This window comes from bacterium (assembly GCA_019695305.1).
GTDB lineage: Bacteria > UBA10199 > UBA10199 > UBA10199 > JAIBAG01 > JAIBAG01.
This window is the reverse complement of record JAIBAG010000001.1, coordinates 258,144-276,888: the sequence shown is the minus strand read 5'-3', so window position 1 is coordinate 276,888 and position 18,745 is coordinate 258,144. Positions and strand designations below refer to the sequence as shown.

19 protein-coding genes are annotated in these 18,745 nt (G+C 41.0%); 4 read left to right on the top strand and 15 right to left on the bottom strand.

The window, feature by feature from the left end; translation table 11 throughout:
• Positions 1-2 precede the first annotated feature (2 nt).
• The 3 genes from K1X76_01255 to K1X76_01245 all read left to right on the top strand — a co-directional run bounded on the left by K1X76_01255 (position 3) and on the right by K1X76_01245 (position 2,328).
• Positions 3-938 carry a SurA N-terminal domain-containing protein gene (locus tag K1X76_01255; protein ID MBX7147687.1) on the top strand — a complete coding sequence of 312 codons (936 nt, stop codon included), beginning with the start codon at positions 3-5 and terminating at the stop codon, positions 936-938.
• Positions 935-1,813, top strand: coding sequence for a 4-hydroxythreonine-4-phosphate dehydrogenase PdxA (pdxA, locus tag K1X76_01250; protein ID MBX7147686.1), 879 nt, complete (start codon positions 935-937; stop codon positions 1,811-1,813). The genes K1X76_01255 and pdxA overlap by 4 nt, the downstream gene beginning before the upstream one ends.
• A 65-nt stretch (positions 1,814-1,878) precedes the next feature.
• Positions 1,879-2,328 (top strand): winged helix-turn-helix transcriptional regulator, encoded by a 450-nt coding sequence (locus tag K1X76_01245; protein ID MBX7147685.1) that lies wholly within the window; start codon positions 1,879-1,881, stop codon positions 2,326-2,328.
• Here the strand turns inward: K1X76_01245 and K1X76_01240 are convergent.
• Positions 2,312-3,313, bottom strand: a complete 1,002-nt coding sequence (locus tag K1X76_01240; protein MBX7147684.1) for a hypothetical protein — start codon at positions 3,311-3,313, stop codon at positions 2,312-2,314. The two genes, K1X76_01245 and K1X76_01240, sit on opposite strands and share 17 nt — an antisense overlap.
• 43 nt (positions 3,314-3,356) lie before the next feature.
• On the opposite strand from K1X76_01240, the gene K1X76_01235 reads away from it, so the two are divergent.
• On the top strand, positions 3,357-4,433 hold the full coding sequence (locus K1X76_01235) for a hypothetical protein (GenBank protein MBX7147683.1): 1,077 nt from the start codon (positions 3,357-3,359) through the stop codon (positions 4,431-4,433).
• Here K1X76_01235 and K1X76_01230 read toward each other — a convergent pair.
• From K1X76_01230 to K1X76_01165, 14 genes are all read right to left on the bottom strand, one after another.
• Positions 4,414-5,400 (bottom strand): COX15/CtaA family protein, encoded by a 987-nt coding sequence (locus K1X76_01230; protein ID MBX7147682.1) that lies wholly within the window; start codon positions 5,398-5,400, stop codon positions 4,414-4,416. The two genes, K1X76_01235 and K1X76_01230, sit on opposite strands and share 20 nt — an antisense overlap.
• A 7-nt stretch (positions 5,401-5,407) precedes the next feature.
• Positions 5,408-5,827, bottom strand: a complete 420-nt coding sequence (locus K1X76_01225) for a DUF420 domain-containing protein (GenBank protein MBX7147681.1) — start codon at positions 5,825-5,827, stop codon at positions 5,408-5,410.
• Between the two features lie 207 nt (positions 5,828-6,034).
• A complete protein-coding gene (locus K1X76_01220; protein MBX7147680.1) occupies positions 6,035-6,604 on the bottom strand; it encodes a cytochrome c oxidase subunit 3 in 570 nt (189 codons plus the stop codon).
• A gap of 26 nt (positions 6,605-6,630) precedes the next feature.
• Complete coding sequence (locus K1X76_01215; GenBank protein ID MBX7147679.1) at positions 6,631-7,002, bottom strand: cytochrome C oxidase subunit IV family protein; 372 nt, start codon at positions 7,000-7,002, stop codon at positions 6,631-6,633.
• Positions 7,003-7,011: 9 nt separating this feature from the next.
• Entirely contained in the window at positions 7,012-7,590 is a 579-nt protein-coding gene (locus tag K1X76_01210) for a cytochrome c oxidase subunit 3 (GenBank protein MBX7147678.1), read from the bottom strand.
• Between the two features lie 18 nt (positions 7,591-7,608).
• Positions 7,609-9,285 carry a cbb3-type cytochrome c oxidase subunit I gene (locus K1X76_01205; GenBank protein MBX7147677.1) on the bottom strand — a complete coding sequence of 559 codons (1,677 nt, stop codon included), beginning with the start codon at positions 9,283-9,285 and terminating at the stop codon, positions 7,609-7,611.
• 10 nt (positions 9,286-9,295) lie between these two features.
• Entirely contained in the window at positions 9,296-9,991 is a 696-nt protein-coding gene (locus K1X76_01200) for a cytochrome c oxidase subunit II (protein MBX7147676.1), read from the bottom strand.
• 140 nt (positions 9,992-10,131) lie between these two features.
• On the bottom strand, positions 10,132-11,307 hold the full coding sequence (locus tag K1X76_01195) for a c-type cytochrome (protein MBX7147675.1): 1,176 nt from the start codon (positions 11,305-11,307) through the stop codon (positions 10,132-10,134).
• Positions 11,280-12,026 (bottom strand): SCO family protein, encoded by a 747-nt coding sequence (locus K1X76_01190; GenBank protein ID MBX7147674.1) that lies wholly within the window; start codon positions 12,024-12,026, stop codon positions 11,280-11,282. The genes K1X76_01195 and K1X76_01190 overlap by 28 nt, the downstream gene beginning before the upstream one ends.
• Positions 12,023-13,180 carry a molybdopterin oxidoreductase gene (locus K1X76_01185; protein ID MBX7147673.1) on the bottom strand — a complete coding sequence of 386 codons (1,158 nt, stop codon included), beginning with the start codon at positions 13,178-13,180 and terminating at the stop codon, positions 12,023-12,025. The genes K1X76_01190 and K1X76_01185 overlap by 4 nt, the downstream gene beginning before the upstream one ends.
• Positions 13,181-13,215: 35 nt before the next feature.
• On the bottom strand, positions 13,216-13,782 hold the full coding sequence (locus tag K1X76_01180) for a c-type cytochrome (protein MBX7147672.1): 567 nt from the start codon (positions 13,780-13,782) through the stop codon (positions 13,216-13,218).
• 58 nt (positions 13,783-13,840) lie between these two features.
• A complete protein-coding gene (locus K1X76_01175) occupies positions 13,841-14,362 on the bottom strand; it encodes a DUF3341 domain-containing protein (GenBank protein MBX7147671.1) in 522 nt (173 codons plus the stop codon).
• Positions 14,363-14,364: 2 nt separating this feature from the next.
• Positions 14,365-15,729, bottom strand: a complete 1,365-nt coding sequence (nrfD, locus tag K1X76_01170; protein ID MBX7147670.1) for a polysulfide reductase NrfD — start codon at positions 15,727-15,729, stop codon at positions 14,365-14,367.
• A 32-nt stretch (positions 15,730-15,761) separates the two neighbouring features.
• Positions 15,762-18,740 carry a TAT-variant-translocated molybdopterin oxidoreductase gene (locus K1X76_01165; GenBank protein ID MBX7147669.1) on the bottom strand — a complete coding sequence of 993 codons (2,979 nt, stop codon included), beginning with the start codon at positions 18,738-18,740 and terminating at the stop codon, positions 15,762-15,764.
• Positions 18,741-18,745: the final 5 nt, after the last annotated feature.

Sequence of the window (18,745 nt, the reverse complement as noted above, 5' to 3'; positions counted from 1 at the left end):
TTATGATGAAAAAAATACTCCTTTCTCTTTTTTTCTTATTTCCTCTTTTTGCCCACGCCGGACAAATGGTGGATAAAATTGTGGCTACTGTAGACAACAAAGTAATCACACAATCGGAAGTAGACGAAGCCTATGCTTTTATTAAAAGTGGGCGCATCCCGGTTAAAAATCCTAACATCACCAAAACTCAGCTTATTGAAGAACTTATTAACCGTGCCATTTTAAACGCCGAAATTGAAAAACAAAACATTACTGTTACAAGCGCCGAAATTGATAATTTAATATCCTCCAAAGCACGCGAACAGGGTATGACAGTAGATCAGCTTAAAAAGAAATTTGATGAAGCAGGAATTAAATTTGAGTTGTATCGCGAACGCGCCGAAGAAGACATTAAGCGCCAGCAATTTATGCAAAAAGTTATTATGCCCAAGGTAAAAGTTTCGGATTACGATTTGGAACAATACTACAAAGCTCACTCTTCCTATTTTATGGGCTATGGACAAATCCGCTTTTTAGAAATGTTTTTAACGCCCATGACAGTTCCAGCCGGAAAAGTTTTTAATACTTTTGTACAAGAAACAGCCTTAAGCCTTCAAAAAGGCGCAAGCTGGAGCGAGCTTGCTAAAAAATATTCTCAAGGTGCTTTTGCCTCTAAGGGCGGCGACTCTGGACTGGTAGATACAGCCACTTTAAAACCAGGCTTGCTTCAAATTTTAACGCGTTTACCGCAGGGAAAAATTTCGGACCCCATTCCTATGAGTGGTAACGGTGTTTTTATTTTTAAAGTATTAGAAAAAGGCAAACCCACTATTTTGCCCTTTTTGCAGGTAAAAGAAGCCGTTCGCGATATGTATTTTAACGGACGTGTAGAAATTGAACTTCAAAAATATTTGGCCCAAACCAAATCGTATCATTTTGTAAACATTAAAGCGCCGTGAAAAAATCAAAACCCGTGATCGCTATCTCTTTGGGCGATCCCTTAGGGATCGGCTGGGAGATTACGCAAAAAGCTTTAAAAGATCCTGCTATTAAAAAGTTAGCGCGGTTTGAAATTTTTGGAACACCCTTCAATAAAATAATATCGCTCAGAAAAGCAGGAGAATTAAGTGCACAAGCGCTTGATCAAGCCACACAAGCGGTGATGATGGGTGAATGCGATGCCTTGGTAACAGCACCGGTTAGTAAAACGCATTTGAAACTCGCAGGTTTTCCTTTCCCAGGGCAGACAGAATATTTAGCAGACGTTACAGAAACAAAAAACTCGGCCATGATGCTGGCCTCACCGCAACTTAAGGTGGTGCTGGTAACGATCCACGTGCCGCTAGCAAAAGTTCCCGCGCTGATTACCCCCAAAAAGATTTTAGAAAAAATTATTCTTACACATGCATCGCTCAAAAAAGATTTTGGAATTAAAAAACCAAAAATTGCGGTGTGCGGTTTAAACCCTCACGCAGGTGAAGGCGGCATGTTTGGCAATGAAGAAAAATTTAAAATTATTCCGGCGATAAAATCTGCACAAAAAAAGAAAATTGTAGCAGTTGGCCCACTACCCCCTGATACTGTTTTTCATGAAGCTAAAAAGGTTAAATACGATGCAGTAGTGTGCATGTATCACGACCAGGGTTTGATTGCGCTTAAAACTTTGGATTTTGACCGCGGAGTTAATTTAACGATGGGCCTCCCCATTATCCGAACATCCCCCGACCACGGCCCAGCCTTTGATATTGCGGGAAAAAATAAAGCTAATGCCAGCGCGTTTAAAGAAGCCATAAAAACTGCGGTGACCCTTTGGAAAAACCGATTAAAAAGTTAAAATATTGAAAATACTTATGTTTTTTAGCTTGTATAGAGTACATAGTATACACTATACTATATACTATGTACTCCTCCACCAAAGAGCTGATTCTTTCGCTACTCAAGGAAAAAAAAGAAATCCGCCCTCATGAATTGATTCAAACCTTGAGTCTCACACCGGCCGCCATTCATCGACACCTGGTAAAACTCACACAAGATGGACGCATCGAAAAAATAGGAAAGGCACCACTAGTTTACTACCGCCTCAAAGAACAAAAAATTATTTATGCTCCCAACACTATTTTGCATGCAGATGAAATTCAAACGATTGAAGATAATTATTTATATATTTCACCCCAAGGAAAATTTTTAAAAGGTATGGAAGGTTTTTATACTTGGGCCAAACAAACTAAACAGGATAAAAATTTTGAAAAACTGGCTCATGCTTATTTAGCCATTCTCAAAACCGCTAAAAATTTAGATTATGCTGTTATTGGAAAAGAAAAAGGTTTTGAAATTATAAAACAAAACTAACCAAAGGATCGGCCACAGGGTCTACCGTTTCAAAGGCAGCACTATGGGACGTGAGTGTATCTACCAAAATCCATTCTTTCTTTTGTTTCTCAAAAACTTTTAATTCCATGGTAGCCATCATGCTGGAATGACAAAAACGTTTTTCGCCGTTAGGACCTTCATAATTTACGCCGATGATATCGGGCGTATTGCGTTTGATGGTGCCTACAAACTTATAGCCGCTGGCTATCGCCTCAAACTGCCACACCAATAAATTATGCGTGCTCTTATTTTTTAACCAACGCCACATGCCGGTTGCTTTGTATTCGTTATTTTTCCATATAAAATAAAAAAGATGCGCTTTTAATCTAAATGGACCCAACTTAATAACCGCCGAAAGGCCTTCAAAAACAGCAGAGGCATCTTCGTGAAATTGATTACAATTACCCCAAGCCCAATTTTGTGCATACGCTGTACCCCATAAATGCGCCTGATGGGCTTCCAGGCGTTCAAAAGCAATACGCTCTTCGTTTACCGTGATACTGCCCGAAACAAAGGTAGACAGGCGTGGCTCTAAAAATTTTGTTTTGGGAAAAGGCAGTGTGTATAAAAAATTGTGAGGATACAAGGTAAGAGCTTCGGTAGGATCTTCAAAATGCAAATCCCATTCTATTTTTTTTCCATCTTCCTCAATAACACCATAGGTTTTATCTACCGAAAGATGATTTTGTAAAATTTGAATAAAGTGATCTTGATGAAAAATATCTACTTCATAGAGCGAATACGTTTTTTTAAGAGCCACCACACCCAACTGTGGATCGCTCACTATTCCCCAAAGGCTTGCCGTAGGGGCTTCTTCAGGGTTTTTAGGCGCTAAAACCGTATACCGCGCCCAAAACGAAAAACGACGCTGTGTGTCAACCAATTTGAGATAATAAACTTCATAAAAGGGCCGAATGGACCCATCCCAGCGCAAACGATTGGCAGCTTTAAGAGAATCGAACATATAAAATTAAAGTATGCTATGATTGTATAGGATGTTAAACAGGATGAAAACCTATTATTTAATCCTGCTCTTATCCGTGCCAGCTGCGGCTCAGGAGACATACCGCTTGGCACATGTTACCGCCCCACCACTCACTCGTTTTTATATTGGAATAAACGAACTTAAAACTAAATACGAAAATTCTGTTTACTATCTCTATCTCCCACAACACATCACTTACCCTTTTACACTTAAACTAGAAGGTCCGTTAGGAGGGTTTGTACTTTACCCCTTAGAAAAGCCGGACGACTTCAACAATATTCATCTGCGCGAAGATATAATTTTGGATAAAAACTCAAGGCCACAATCGCTAACAGCATTACCGCAGCTGTGCCCTCGTTTATACAGTAGACACAATAACTTTTTTTATAACGCTAAAGACGATATTTTAAACCATGTGCCATCCATTCAATTGGTTGATCGAGATGCTTTAGAAAATGATCAATATAAAACAGGAAGCGAAATGGATGGCAAAAATGTACTGCTGCTTAAAAAAGTAACTATCACCTACGATTACGAAGATTCTAAGATTATCGATAGCATTGGCGTTCATCCCCTCACCGGTAAAACGCAGGTAATTCATGAGGGCGAAGGTGGATTTTATGCCAATATTCACTATGCCATTATCCCTTATAATAAAAAGGTTTTCAGTTATGACAAACAACTGCTCATGCACATGGCACAAGGAACACTCTCCGATATCAATAAAAACGAATACCGCCCCACTCTGCGCACGCACTCATTTATACCAGGACCTTTTTTATCCAAAGATAATAGTCTGTACAGCATGTGCGAATGGGGCGACACGGCTTATCAAGCACCCAAACAGGAACTCTTTTACAATAAAATGGCACTTTGGGATTGGGATTACTCGGTAGAAAATGCAGATCATGTACTCATGATTGTGTGGGAGGGCGACGAAGAAGAGTGGCTTATTAAAAAAGAATTGATTGATCCCTTTTTTATTACCGATGATGTGATTGGTATTTTTGAACTTAAAAAAGAAGAATTAAAAAATGAAAAAATATTTAAAAACCCACGTGGAAATTTTGAGATGGTACTTATAAATGGCGATTTTTAAGTGTAGCTTGAAATAAAAGTAAAGTCATTACTGCTTGCACCAAAAGTGCAGCGTTAGCATTGTGCAATACAGCAATAGGCAACCTTAGGTTAAACACCACGTTAGAAATACCCAATAAAATTTGTACAATAAGAAGAACTAAAATAACCCAACCTAATTTTTTAAATATAAAGCCCTGCCTTATATTAAGAATGGCCGTTAAACTTAATAATAAAAATACCACTAAGGCTCCCATACGGTGTGTCATGTGCACGGCTGTGCGGGCAGGTACCCCCATCACACCATATTCATAATTAGCACCAAAGTGCATAGGCAATAAAAAGCCTTCTTTAAAATCCATTTCCGGCACAAAACGACCCTGGCAGGTAGGAAAATCGGGGCATGCAAGTGCAGCATAATTAGCAGATGTCCAACCACCCAACACAACTTGAATATCTAAAGCAATAGACGCCACAAGCGTTAAAACAAACAGCCCGCGCGAGATATTCCCCTGAACTTGCCATTCCATACGCCGGTAAACCAATACGGTGGCAAGCGTTAGCACCGTGATACCGCCCGTTAAATGCGACATCACAATAAGCGGATGCAGTTTAAGCGTAACCGTCCACATTCCCAACAAAGCCTGAAACAACACAACTGCAAATATAATAAGCGATAAGCGTCTGTTTTTTTTGTTGGTGATAGATAAAATAAGATTAACTATGATAAGCAGCCCTAAACTTCCCGCCACATACCGGTGAATCATTTCGGCCCAGGCTTTTTCGGGCTCCAAAGCTTTATGATTTGGGTCTTGTTGGTAGGACAAAGGCCCTTTGCCAATAGCATCGGACGACTGAGGAACAAACAAGTGCCCATAGCAACCGGGCCAGTCGGGACAACCAAGGCCCGCATTTTTTAAACGCGTGGTGGCTCCCAGTACCACAACCACAAAGGCTAAAAGAAAAATAAGAATAGAAAGCAAACGCATAAAGGCCTTACAATTGATAAAGCATCACATATACCACAAGCCCTGTAAACGAAACATAGAGCCATGTCGGGTACAACCACCGCACTACGCGCCTGTGCTTATCAAGCTGTTTTTTAAAAGCATGTTTTAAAGCAATCACAATAAAAGGCAAAATAAAGGCGGCCAAAATAACGTGCGGGATTAAAATCACAAAATACAAAATACGGGTCCAATTGTGATATGGATACGGCACCGAACCTACCTGATAATGGTGCATAAGATAAAAAACCAAAAAAAACGTGGAGCTTAAAACGGCCAAAAGCATCAACGTACGATGCAAGGCCTGACGACCGGCTTTTATAGCAAAGCGGCCGGCTACTAATAAAATAAAACTGATACCATTAAGTGTGGCAATAATTTCGGGTAAAATCGAAGTATGGGGGTTCATTAAGAATCCATTTTCCTGTACTTGTACCAAACCCACCCAAAAAGGCCTCCCATAAAACCAAGAGGAAGAAGGCTTAAAAAAACCGTACTGATACGAAAAGCATTAAGAGTGCCTCCCTTTTCGGAAAAACACACAGGGCAGGCATAGGTAATTCCGCTTAACAGCAGGCCAAGGATCAAAACAAAAGTAAAAAATCTTTTATTCATTTTAAAAATAAACCAACGAGTACAGTACCGGCCAAACACCTACTACAAACAACCATAATGCCAAAGTAGAAGCAAATGCATTTTTATGAAGCTTATTTAAAATAAGCCGGCGGTACATAACGCCTAATAACACTAAAGCCACCAAAACATGCAAGGCATGTGCCCCCACAATTAAATAAAAAAAACTGCCGTACACACCCGAGCTCATAGTTAAACCAAACTGAATCAGTTTAATCCATTCCACACCCTGCAATAAAAAAAAGACACTGCCGCAAATAGCTGTAATCAGATACATTTTTTTTACACGACTGATACTTGCCCCTTGAACAAACAATCGATAGGCGTAAATAAAAAGAGGAGCACTCACCATAAGAAAAAATGAATTAAATGCCGTTGTTGTTACCGGTAAACGTGGTTGACCCAAAGGTGGCCAGTTAAGAGCGCCCGATTTAATAATAATAAATGCGCTAATAAATGACGCAAAAATCATCATTTCGGTAAGAATAAAAACCAGCATGCCCAAAACCTGATTGGATATCGGTGGATTTTTAGTGTGAGCCAGAGAGTTCATAAAAACACTCTTTTACTTTCAGTGGCTTAATGGTGCCCATGGCCATTGATAGATTCGTGGGAAATCTCGGGACGTATACCCTTCCAGTTTCTGCCCTCCCACTTCATAATATCGGGAGCAATAGCAAAAAAGAAAAAGATCATAAGAGCCAAACAAGTAAGAATGAAATAATTGATGTATTTCTTTTCAAATTTAAGATGCATGAAATTGGCTGCCACCATATAGGCTTTAACAATGGCAATACCAAAAGCAGTAATAAGGGTTAAGGCTTTAATGCCAATCATGGGGCCAAGCACGCTGATGGCCAATAAAACTAAAAGGGTAATATAAACCTTTTTATAGTTTGGATGTTCGTGATGCTCGGCTGTGTGATTTTCGCTTGCATGATTATTAGACATGATAACTCCTTATTTTGCAATGTAGAGCAGCGGGAACAGAAAAATCCACACTAAATCCACAAAATGCCAGTAAATACCAATACATTCTACACGATGAAGGTTTTGGTTCTTTTTGGCATCCTGGCCAACAATATACATAATCACCATACCCGCTAACACGTGCAAGCCGTGTAAGCCTGTAGCGGTAAAATAAAACGACCAAAAAACACCTGTTGATATGGTAAAACCATGATGAAATTTTGTGGTGTACTCAAAAGCTTTAACACACATAAACACAAAACCGCCACCAATAGTGTACAAAAGATATTTGTAAGCATCGGCACCACGCTTTTCTTCGGCAGCTTTGTGAGCAAGCACCACAAAATAGCTGGAAGTTAAGAGCACAAAAGTATTAAAAGCACCGGCCCAGGTTTGAGTATGACTAGCGGCATCAGCCCAATCTTCGTGTCTTAAACGAAACAACAAATAACTTACAAGTAAACCGCCAAAGATAACTATTTCGGACGCAATAACCAGCCAGGTTGCAAGCTTGGCTGTTTTAATGCCGGTTGCCGATCTTAAATTTGCTATAGGTACTCCGTGTGACATAAACGTTCCTTATGAAAGTTAATTCGGTTGATTTTGCGGCCAATAATCTTGGTCACGGCCCGGCACACCAAATTCGTAAGGCCCACGATATACTTCGGGCAATTCGGCAAAATTACCGTGGGGAGGAGGCGACGGGGCCTGCCATTCCAGCGTATTGGCTTTCCAGGGATTAGCCGGAGCCTTTTCACCCTTAATTAAACTACGAATAAAGTTGTAAAAAAACACAGCCTGAAACGCGAGCATAACCAATAACGACACCGTTGCTAATTTGCGCAAATCAAATAAACCCACTGTGTTTAAGTCGGGAAAATTTTGGTAGTTGTAAATACGACGATGTTCACCAGCCATACCCAAAAAGAAAAGTGGAATAAAAATAAAATTGAATGAAATAATAGTGCCCCAAAAGTGAATTTTACCCAAAGTATCACACATCATTTTGCCAAACATTTTGGGGAACCAATAATAAATACCGGTAAAAAGACCAATGATGGCAATAGGCACGAAAGTATAATGAAAGTGAGCCACCACAAAGTAGGTATCATGGAAATAAATATCCATGCCCGACGAGCCAAGATAAATTCCGGTAACACCACCAATAATAAATTCGGCCACAAAAGCTAAAGCAAACAACATAGGGGTTTTAAGTTCGATGGATCCGCCATACAGGGTGGCAATCATCAAAAAACAAATTTCGGCAATAGGTACCGAAATAAGCAAAGTGGTTACGGTAAAAATATTGGCCATGCGTGGATCAATGCCTGCTACAAACTGGTGATGCGCCCATACTACAAAGCTTAAAATTCCGGTAAAAAAGGTGGAGTATAAAAAAGTTTTATAACCAAACAATTTTTTGCGTGAAAAAGTGGTCATCACTTCTACCACCATACCCATAGTGGGCAACAAAACCACATAAACTTCGGGGTGGCCAAAGAACCAGAAAAGATGTTGCCACAAAAGCGGATCCCCACCCTTGGCCGCGTCGTAAAACGCAGTACCAATCAATTGATCAAACAACAACATAGCCGCTCCGGCTATAAGCGGACCTACGGAAGCCATAAACAAAATACTAGCAATCACAATCATCCACACTACCATGGGAATATCGTACATCTTCATTCCTTTAGCGCGTGAGTTCATGAGAGTTGTAATAAAATTGATACCACCAATTAAAAAAGCTACAAATTCAAGAGCAACAGCAATAAGCCATAAAGGCGCACCCATGGGAGTTAAATTGTATTCAGCTTTGGCAGACAAAGGCGGATACGCTGTCCAAGCGCCACCAAAACCGCCATTTTTTACAAAAAAGGAAATGATCAGTATAATGGCACTGAGTAAAAAGATTTGATAGGAAAGACGATTAAGACGTGGGAACACCATATCGTCGCAACCAATCATGAGCGGAATTAAATAGTTGCCAAAAGCAGCAATAAGAACGGGCATGGCAAACCAAAAAATCATCACGGCACCGTGATTGGTAACCAGGGCATTGTAACCACTTTCGGTTACTACACCAAATCCGGGAACCGAAATTCCCGGGAAAGCCAGCTGCATACGAAACGCGTAAACCAAAAACCCACCAATTAAACCCATAAACATGCCAGTAAATAAATACTGCATACCGATAATTTTATGGTCGGTGGAAAAAAGATATTTCTTAAAAAAACTTTCGTGATGATGTTCGTTGGAATGAGACATATTGTTGTCCTTATGGATTTAACCCCAATTTAGCACTGCCCTGTGAAGAATGATTATCAACCCATTTTTGGTGGTCTTCTTCGCTTTCAATAAAAATTCTGCCTCCCATGAGACCATGACCCACGCCACAAATTTCGGCACAGGTAATATCATACTCACCTGTTTCAAGAGCTTTAAACCAACCCACAATTTCTCGCCCAGGAACCGCATCTTGCTTAAGGCGAAATACCGGTACAAAAAAACTATGAAGCACGTCTTTTGTTGTAAGTAAAAAATGATAGGTTTTATTCACTTGTACATGAAGCTCATCAATAGTGGTGATATCATCGGGAGTATCCAGTTTGCCGTCTTTACCCGCATCAACAAAGGTCCAGGCCCATTGCTGACCAATCACTTTAATAGTAGCATCGGCCGGGGGAAGTTCTTGCTTTACATGATACCAAACTTTAACGGCGGCCAGCACAATAACAATATCGCAAACAAGTAAAAGCTTGTGTGCCCAAGCAATAGGTTTTTTCTCCTGTTTGCTATCACCAGAAATATAAACCGAAGGAACTCCGGGCTTACGACGGTATTTTAGGATGAAGTAAAAAAAAAGTCCCTGCCCTAAGAAAAACCAAAAACCCATAACATACGTAATGAGATCAAACAGTTGATCGGATTGGGCACTATAGGAGGAAATACCGGGAAGAAAGTGTTGTAACATAAATTACTCCAAATAAACTAGAAAACAAAAATCAGAACAGCGCCTACATAGGCAGCAAGCAGCCCTAGTGTAAAATAAAAAAAGTACTTTGCTTCTCCTTCAGGTGTCACATTGTCGTTATCTGCCATAACTTCCTCTGTTTACTGTAATGATTGAATATAAGCAGCCACGTCTTTTATCATATCGTCCGTTGCTAAACTTGCCGCCATACCACGCATGGTAGCCCCGTTTGTATCACGAGAATCTGTACCACGAATTCCTTTTTGAAAATTATGAATTTGCGTCATGATGTACCAATCGGGCAAATACTTAAGCATGGGAGCATTCATCGCTTTTGATCCTTTTGCATCAGCTCCATGGCATGACATACAGGTGTTGTAGGTAATCTTTCCTTTTTCTTTATCACCACCTAAAGTATTTTCGGTTTTAGTGTTAGGAAGACTTGCCACGTAATGCGCTACGTTTATAACATCTTCTTCTGTTTGTAACATACGCGACATAGGACGCATTTTAAGACCATTCACGTCGTCGGGGTGAGCCCCTCTTACACCTGTTTGAAAGTTTTTAAGCTGACGCATTAAATAATCAACATCCTGGCCTGCAATTTGAGGCGCTGTAGCAAGCTTTGTTCCTTCGCCATTATCACCGTGGCAAATCGTGCACGATTCAAACAAAACTTTTCCTCGTTTTAAATCGGCCTGAACAGGGGCTTGTGCTACAGGAGTGGCGGCCGCCTTTTTCTCTTCTTCCATTTGCTTGGCCAGCAATTTGTAATCGAGCGTTTTTACGTTACCGTCAGTCGACATACGTTCAATAATATAATCAATTGGTAACTCTGGAGCTTTATTACTATTAAAATTAGCTAAAGGTTTTAAGTCGGGACCAAGACCAATTTTGGATAAAGTATCAGGAGTATCCTTTTCGCGATTGGGCGACAAACTTAACACAAAATGAATGGCCGCCAAACGATCGGATACTGACAAAGCGGCAAACGAAGGCATACTGCCCATACCATTGGTCACAGTATAAAAAGTGGCCGAAGGGCTAGAACCTTGCTTAAATTTTTCTGCGGTAAAATTGCGCGGCTTAGGATTAAATGCTGCAGCCGCCGGGCCGTCACCTTTTCCTTCAGAACCGTGACATGTCATACAATTAGACATAAACACAGTTTTACCTTTGGCAATTTGATCGGGAGTGGACGTGATATTTTGCGAAATTTCCTGCAAATCATCGGCATGCACAAAGCTTGGCATTATCAAGCCGCACATCAAAATTGCTACACTCAACACTAATTGTTTACTTTGTTTCTTTTCCATACAAAAAAAGCCAAATTAAAAAGTAAAAAAGCACCTACTAATTTTAAAAGTCTTGGGCCATGTGGCCTATACTGCCTCGTTAAATCATCGTACCGGTAAAAATAGGAACTCACTTTGTGAGCCAATTCACCAGCTCCGGCTTCAATTAACGCAAGCTTTAAATCTTGCGCTCTGTAATGACTCCCAAAAAGGGTTCTTTTTAAGTCACCTTTGGACGACACCACAAAAATTCCGGCACCATGCACATACTCATCGCCTAAGCGTTGGTAATGAAATCCTAACGCCTGGGTTAGCGATTTAATACTAGCGTCATCACCCGTTAAAAAATACCAATCATGCGGGCTGAAGGATGACTCCTTCACATAGGCTTCTTTTTTAACAGCAGCTATTTGTGGGGTTTCCTCTGGATTAATACTAAAAGTTACAATTTTAAATTCACCCTTAAAATCGTCTTTTAATTCCTTTAACCCATCTAACAAACCATTAAGCACCACTGTGCACAAACTAGGACAACCGTAATATACCGGCGTCAGAATAACAGGCTTACCCTCGTTTAAAATTGTTTTAAGATGAACCTGGTTTCCCATCTCATCTTTAAAACCAACATCTGGAAGCCTGCTTCCCACCTGGTTTGTAATCACCATTGCTTGCGGATCTATATCCGCAGCCCAGCTTACAACGCTTATTAAAATCAAAGAGCAAACAACAACAAACTTCATTGATGGTGGTGTAGTGCGTCTTCCATCCGAGGATCGCGGTACGCCACCGGCGACACACGGGACAGACGGAAACCCACCGACAACACAAATAATCCTAAAAATCCCAAAAAGAGACCCACTTCATAAAAACCAAAAACTGGAATTTTATAAAAAGTGGGGTACACCAACCAGTAAATATCAATCCATTGAAAAATTAAATACCAGATGGCTGTACACATAAGAAATATTTCGTTTCTCTTTTGTTTGCGGCCAATAAATAACAAGAAAGGCAAACCAAAATGACCCACCATGAGAATTCGCGAAATACAAAGCCAGCTAATACTGCCTTCGGTTACAATACGGTTTAAATAAAAGAAATTTTCTTCGGGTAAATTACCATACCAAATCAGCATGAATTGTGAAAAACCGGTATAAGCCCAAAATACCATGAAAGCAAACATGAGCTTGCCAATATCGTGCAAGTGGTTTTCGTTAACAAAACCAGCTAAAATTCCTTTGCGTTTTAAACGCAATACCCACAAAGCCAGCATAGCCAGAGTAGATGAAAAAAGTCCGGCCCAACAATAAACACCAAAAATTGTGCTAAACCAATGAGGTGAAAGAGACATGATGAGATCTACTGTTACAAAGGTAAAACCCCAACCAAAAAGAAACAAAAACAACGGCGCCATTTTGGTGTTTTTTAAGGTTAACGCTGCATCACCCGTTTCATCTTGCTTGAGTGAATTACAGATCATTTTGTAACCCAAAGTAAAACACACCCCAAACAAAAACAGAGCACGGATAATAAAAAATGGTTTATTGAGATAAGCTGATTTACCCTGAAGTAAATGATCATGAGCCACTACATCGGCATGCATCCATTCAAATAAATGGCCCGAACCCGCGAGCAACACAAAAAACAACACAAGTGCCACCGGCAAATAAGCACTAAACACTTCGGCTATACGGCGCACCGTCACACTCCAGTAAGATCCGGTAATGTGCTGCAAAGCTGTAAAAAAGAGCCCGCCCAAACCTAAACATAACCAGTAAAAATACTGATGTAAAAACCCGGTCCAAGCGCGCTGTTCATCTATTTTTAACGTGTGCAAAAACGACACTACACCAACCACCACAAAAGCCAGCATTAAACCAGCAAGGGCTTTTGGCATTTCATATTTTCGGGGAGCGGCATTCATACAATTCCTTACTTAAGCATGCTGTTAAAAATTTCTACGTCTTCGGCACTGGGTTTAACCGAGCGCTGCAGAGCCCGTATATAAAGAGCTGTTGCCCATCTTTCTTTCTCTAAAGTTTGAGAGGCATATGAGGGCATCAAATTTTGTCCACGTGTCATGATATGAAACAAACGCCCATCGGATAAACCGCGTACCTTATCGGATTGAAGAGACGGCGGCATGGGAAATTTGGGAACAATATAACCATCACCCTTGCCACGAGAACCATGACACACAATACAATAGGTATTAAAAGTTTTTTTGCCTAATAAAAGATTTTCTTTGGTCATGGCCAGAGGGTTTTGCAAACTATTAGCCATATCCCCTTCTTCTTTAGAATAAGGATAAGCTTTGTAGCCTACCGGTACCGTGCCTTCGGGAGCAGCTCGATACGGTTCTTCTTGTGCCTTAATATGCCATTGATCCATCATATCGGGCATATATTCAAAAGTAGTGCGATTACCACCAGCACCTGCACAAGCGCTTAACACCACCGCTATAACCATCACCAGAATGTATTGATAAAAACGTTTCATAAATTACTAACAAATCCTTAATTTAAAAAATACTACCGCTTGTTTGCACTAACATTTGTTAGTGGCCAATTTTTTTAATGTCCACCACGTGGCATTCTTTAAAAGCGTTGCTTAATTTATCTTCGTTAAACTTGGGGTCGGCATCTTCAATCATAAGACCAAAGTGATCGTTGGTAAGTCTAACATCTAAAACCGGCTTACTAAAACAAGGTAACTTCATCACACCAAAAAGTGTTAATACGGTCAGCACACCGCCAATTAAAATACCACCTTCAAAAGTAATTGGAATAAAAGCTGGCCAGGAAATAAAAGGCTTACCACCAATATTAAGCGGCCAATCAAAAGCTGAGGTCCAAGTTTCAAAAGTAAAAGCAAGTGTTGCGCCCGTTAAGCCATATACCAACGTTGCCCATGGAATCCACGAGCGCTTAAGTCCCATGGCATCTTCAATGCCGTGTATGGGAAAAGGCGTAAAGGCATCCATTTTGGTAATGCCCATAGCGCGTACTTTTTTAATAGCATCAAGCAATTGATGCTGATCGTTAAAAACGGCCAAAATTCCTTTTTCCTTAGTAGCCATAACTAGTGATGCTTTCCTTTGGTTTCCATCACCATTTTCACTTCAAACATACAAATGGTGGGTAATACCCGGCAAAAGAGTAAAAATAACGTAAAGAAAAAACCAAAACTCATAATGGTGATTCCCCAATCGGTTAATGTGGGGATGTAATAATCCCAGCTTGAGGGCAAATAATCGCGATGGAGTGAGGTGATAATAATTACAAAACGCTCAAACCACATACCAATATTAACAATGAGAGATGCCACAAACATAACCGGGATAGAGCGACGTAAATTTTTAAACCAGAAAATTTGCGGAGTAATCACGTTACAAGTCATCATAATCCAGTACGACCACGCATAAGGACCGGTTGCACGGTTAATAAACGCGAATCGTTCATACATGCTACCCGAATACCAAGCGATAAAAAATTCCATAATGTAGGCGTAGCCTACAATAGTGCCGGTAAGGAGAATAATTTTATTCATATTCTCCAAATGACCTACCGTAATAAAATCTTTTAAGTTAAATACTTCGCGCACAATGCATAAGAGAGTAACCACCATAGCAAAGCCAGAAAACACAGCGCCAGCAACGAAATAAGGAGGAAAAATGGTGGTATGCCAACCAGGCAAAATGGCAACAGCGAAATCGAAAGATACGATGGAGTGCACCGAGAGCACGAGAGGAGTAGAAAGACCCGCTAAGATTAAATAAACCATTTCATAATGGTTCCAATGCTTGGCCGAACCTCTCCAGCCAAAGGAAAGAACCGTATAAACAATTTTACGAATGGTGTTTTTAGCTCGATCACGCACCGAAGCAATATCGGGAATAAGACCAATGTACCAGAATAGAAGCGAAATTGTGAAATAAGTTGATACCGCCCACACGTCCCACTCAAGCGGTGAACGAAAATTGACCCATAATTGTCGCTGATTAGGATAAGGGAACAAATAAAAAGCGGCATACCAGGGACGACCGGTGTGAAGAATAGGAAACATACCGGCGGTCATCACAGCAAAAATTGTCATAGCTTCAGCCGAACGATTGATAGCAGTTCTCCATTTTTGACGGAACAAAAAGAGAATAGCCGAAATAAGAGTACCTGCGTGACCAATACCAATCCAAAACACGAAATTGGTAATAAATGTTCCCCAAGCTACAGGATGGTTAATACCCAATACGCCCAAACCCTGTTTGAACATATTGATCACAAGAAAAGTACCAATAGCCAAAGCCACTTGCGCCACCAAAAAACAGGCCCACCATTTAATAGATGGAAAGCGTTCCAAAGGCGCACACACACGATCGTTCACATCAGCATACACGCGACCCGGAGCAACAAGAGGTTCTTTAATAATTTTATTATTTACTATTTCCATCTCTTAACCTTTCCGCCAGAGGCGGATCAGCCTCAGGCTGACACTTTATTTCTAACTTTAGCCAAATACGTCACTTGTGATTTCACATTGGTTTCTTCCAGCACATGATACCCGCGTGGCAACTTCTTAATTTTGGAAACCTTACTATCGGGATCGTTGGTATTACCAAACACAATCGCATCGGTAGGACAGGTTTGCTGACAGGCGGTTTTAATTTCGCCGTCTTTCACCAAACGGTTTTCATACTTGGCATTCCACTTGGCTTCATGAATGCGCTGGATACAAAAAGTACATTTTTCCATCACCCCTTGTTCGCGCACGGTTACTTCGGGGTTAAACTGATATGAACGCGGTTTTTCAACTACATCGTGATAACCAAAATAATTAAAACGACGCACTTTATACGGACAGTTATTGGCACAATAACGCGTACCCACACAGCGGTTGTACACCATGGTATTTAAACCTTCTTCGTCGTGCACTGTAGCAATAACCGGACATACCGTTTCGCAAGGAGCATTTTCGCAATGCTGGCACAGCATAGGCTGATACGACACATCTGGATTTTTATCGGGATCGCCAACATAATAACGGTCAACACGAATCCAGTGCATCTCACGACCCACAATAACCTGTTCGCGACCTACTGTAGGAATATTGTTTTCAGATTGGCAGCCAATCATACACGCATTACAACCGGTACACACACTCATGTCGATGGCCATACCCCAGCGGTAACCTTTATATTCGTGTACAGGCCACAAAGTTAAATCTTCGGCTTCATGACCCTCGTTAGAGGCCTCGGGGTTTTTAGCAAATTCTTCCAAGGTGGTTTCGCGCACAATATCGCGACCTTCCATAGTATGATGACCTTGCGTAATGGCTAATTGATGATTAACTCCCGTTTTAATAACACTCTCTAAAACCAAACCACCCCAAGCCAAATTACCGTCTACAACCTGTTGAAAAGGATAAGCATCAAAACCAACACCCGTTCCCACCTTACCCGATACTTTGCGACCATAACCTACAGCAAGCGACAAAGTTTGCGGATGCATTTTGGGCTGAATATGCACCGGGAATTCACCCGACACACCGGCAGCACTAATAGCCACCACATCTCCTTCGGCCAAACGTAAATCGCGGGCCGCTTGAGGAGCCATAGAAATATAGTTATCCCACGTTACTTTTGAAATGGGATCTGGCATTTCCTGCAACCAAGAGTTGTTCACATCTTGACTGTCGCTGATGGCACGCGAAGGGCAGAGCGAAAGAATAAATTTATTTGAAACCGTGCCCAGGTTAGCCGGCACAACAGCCAGAGCAGAAGAATTAAAAGAACGCGAAGCACTGCCACCTTCTTTTTGCACAAAACCTTTTTGCAAGACTTCATCCCACGAAGTTCCACCTAAAATAGAATCATTCCAGGTTGCTTTTAAGGATGTATAGTAAGTTTGCGTGTTACCAGAAAGCACCAACAACATTTCACCCAAAGAACGCGTGCTATATAAAGGACTGATGGTAGGCTGAATAATACTATAAAGACCATTACGTGGGTTAGCATCACCCCAAGTTTCAAAAGCATGCGATTCGGCCACAACATAATCGGAAATTTTAGCCGTTTCATCTAACACTTTGGCAAAACTAACAGTTAACGGAACCTTAGAAAGCGCGTCAGCAAATTTTAACGAAGCCGGTAACGAGAAAACAGGGTTGATACCTTGAATAATAAGAGCGCCAACATTACCAGCCTTCATGTCACTTACCAATTGAGTAAGAGCACCAAAACCGCTGGAAACTTCATTTGAGCCACGGCCAAAATCCACGGTAATACCATCGTTACCTAAAGCCGAGTTAATAAAATTAACAACCGTTTGTAATGCTACTGCATGAGCGCCACGAACCGTACCACCCAATACTAAACTTTTACCGCGATTTTTAAGAAGGGTATCGGCAATATCTTCAAGGGCCTTGGCCGAAACACCGGTCAGACCAGATACTTTTTCGGCATTGTAAGCAGCAATAACAGAGGGAACGCCACCCGATTTTTTACCAACAAGATTAGCCACACCCAAAGCTACTACAAGTTCGTCTCCAGGCTTTACAGCGTGGTGCACATCGGCATTAGTACCCGTTAGTGAAAGAACCGATTCCACAACTGTCAGTTGCGACATCTCAGGCTTTTCGGCTAATTTACGATTTTTAGAGAATTTTTTAGAAAATTCTACAGGCGATACATAAGTCCCTAAAAAGTCGGCACCAAAACTTACTACGGCATCCGCTTTATCAAATGCATAGTGCGGGATCATTTTTTCACCATAAGAAGCGTCGTTAGCAAGCGATACTTCTTCGGGATGAGCCGCATCAAACATAACATGCTGGCTACCAGGATAGGCCGATAAAAAGTCACGAATAATTTTAAGTGTAGTAGGACTGGTAATAAGCCCGGTTAAAAGCACTAATTTTTTATTACCCTGACGAAGAGCATTAAACTTATTTTTAAGCGAATCATCCAACTCGGCCAATGTAAGCTCTTGGCTTAAACCCGTAATATCTTCAATAACAAGAGGCGCCTTTAAACGATCGGGATCATACAAATTTAAAACCGAAGCTTGCCCGCGAGCACACAGCGCCCCTTCATTCATCACATGCTCGGGATTACCTTCTACTTTAATAGGACGACCTTCACGTGTTTTTACCAAAATACCACAACCCGACGAACAAGAATCGCAGGTGGAGGTATAATAGTTAGCAACACCTGGCGTGGTATCAAGCGGACGATTGACGTAGGGAATAATTTTTTCAACAGGACGGCGCGTACAAGCAGCTGTGGCCATAAAAAGACCCGCACCCATCACCTTTAAAAAGTCACGACGTTCAATTTCGGTTACTTTTTGTTCTTGGGGAGGCGCCAAAAATTCGCGGCCAATGCCGTCTTTAAAACTGGAGGTCTCAAAATACTCTTCCAGGCTACCCCAGTGTTTTTTTGAATTTTTGTTCATCTCATTCATATCAA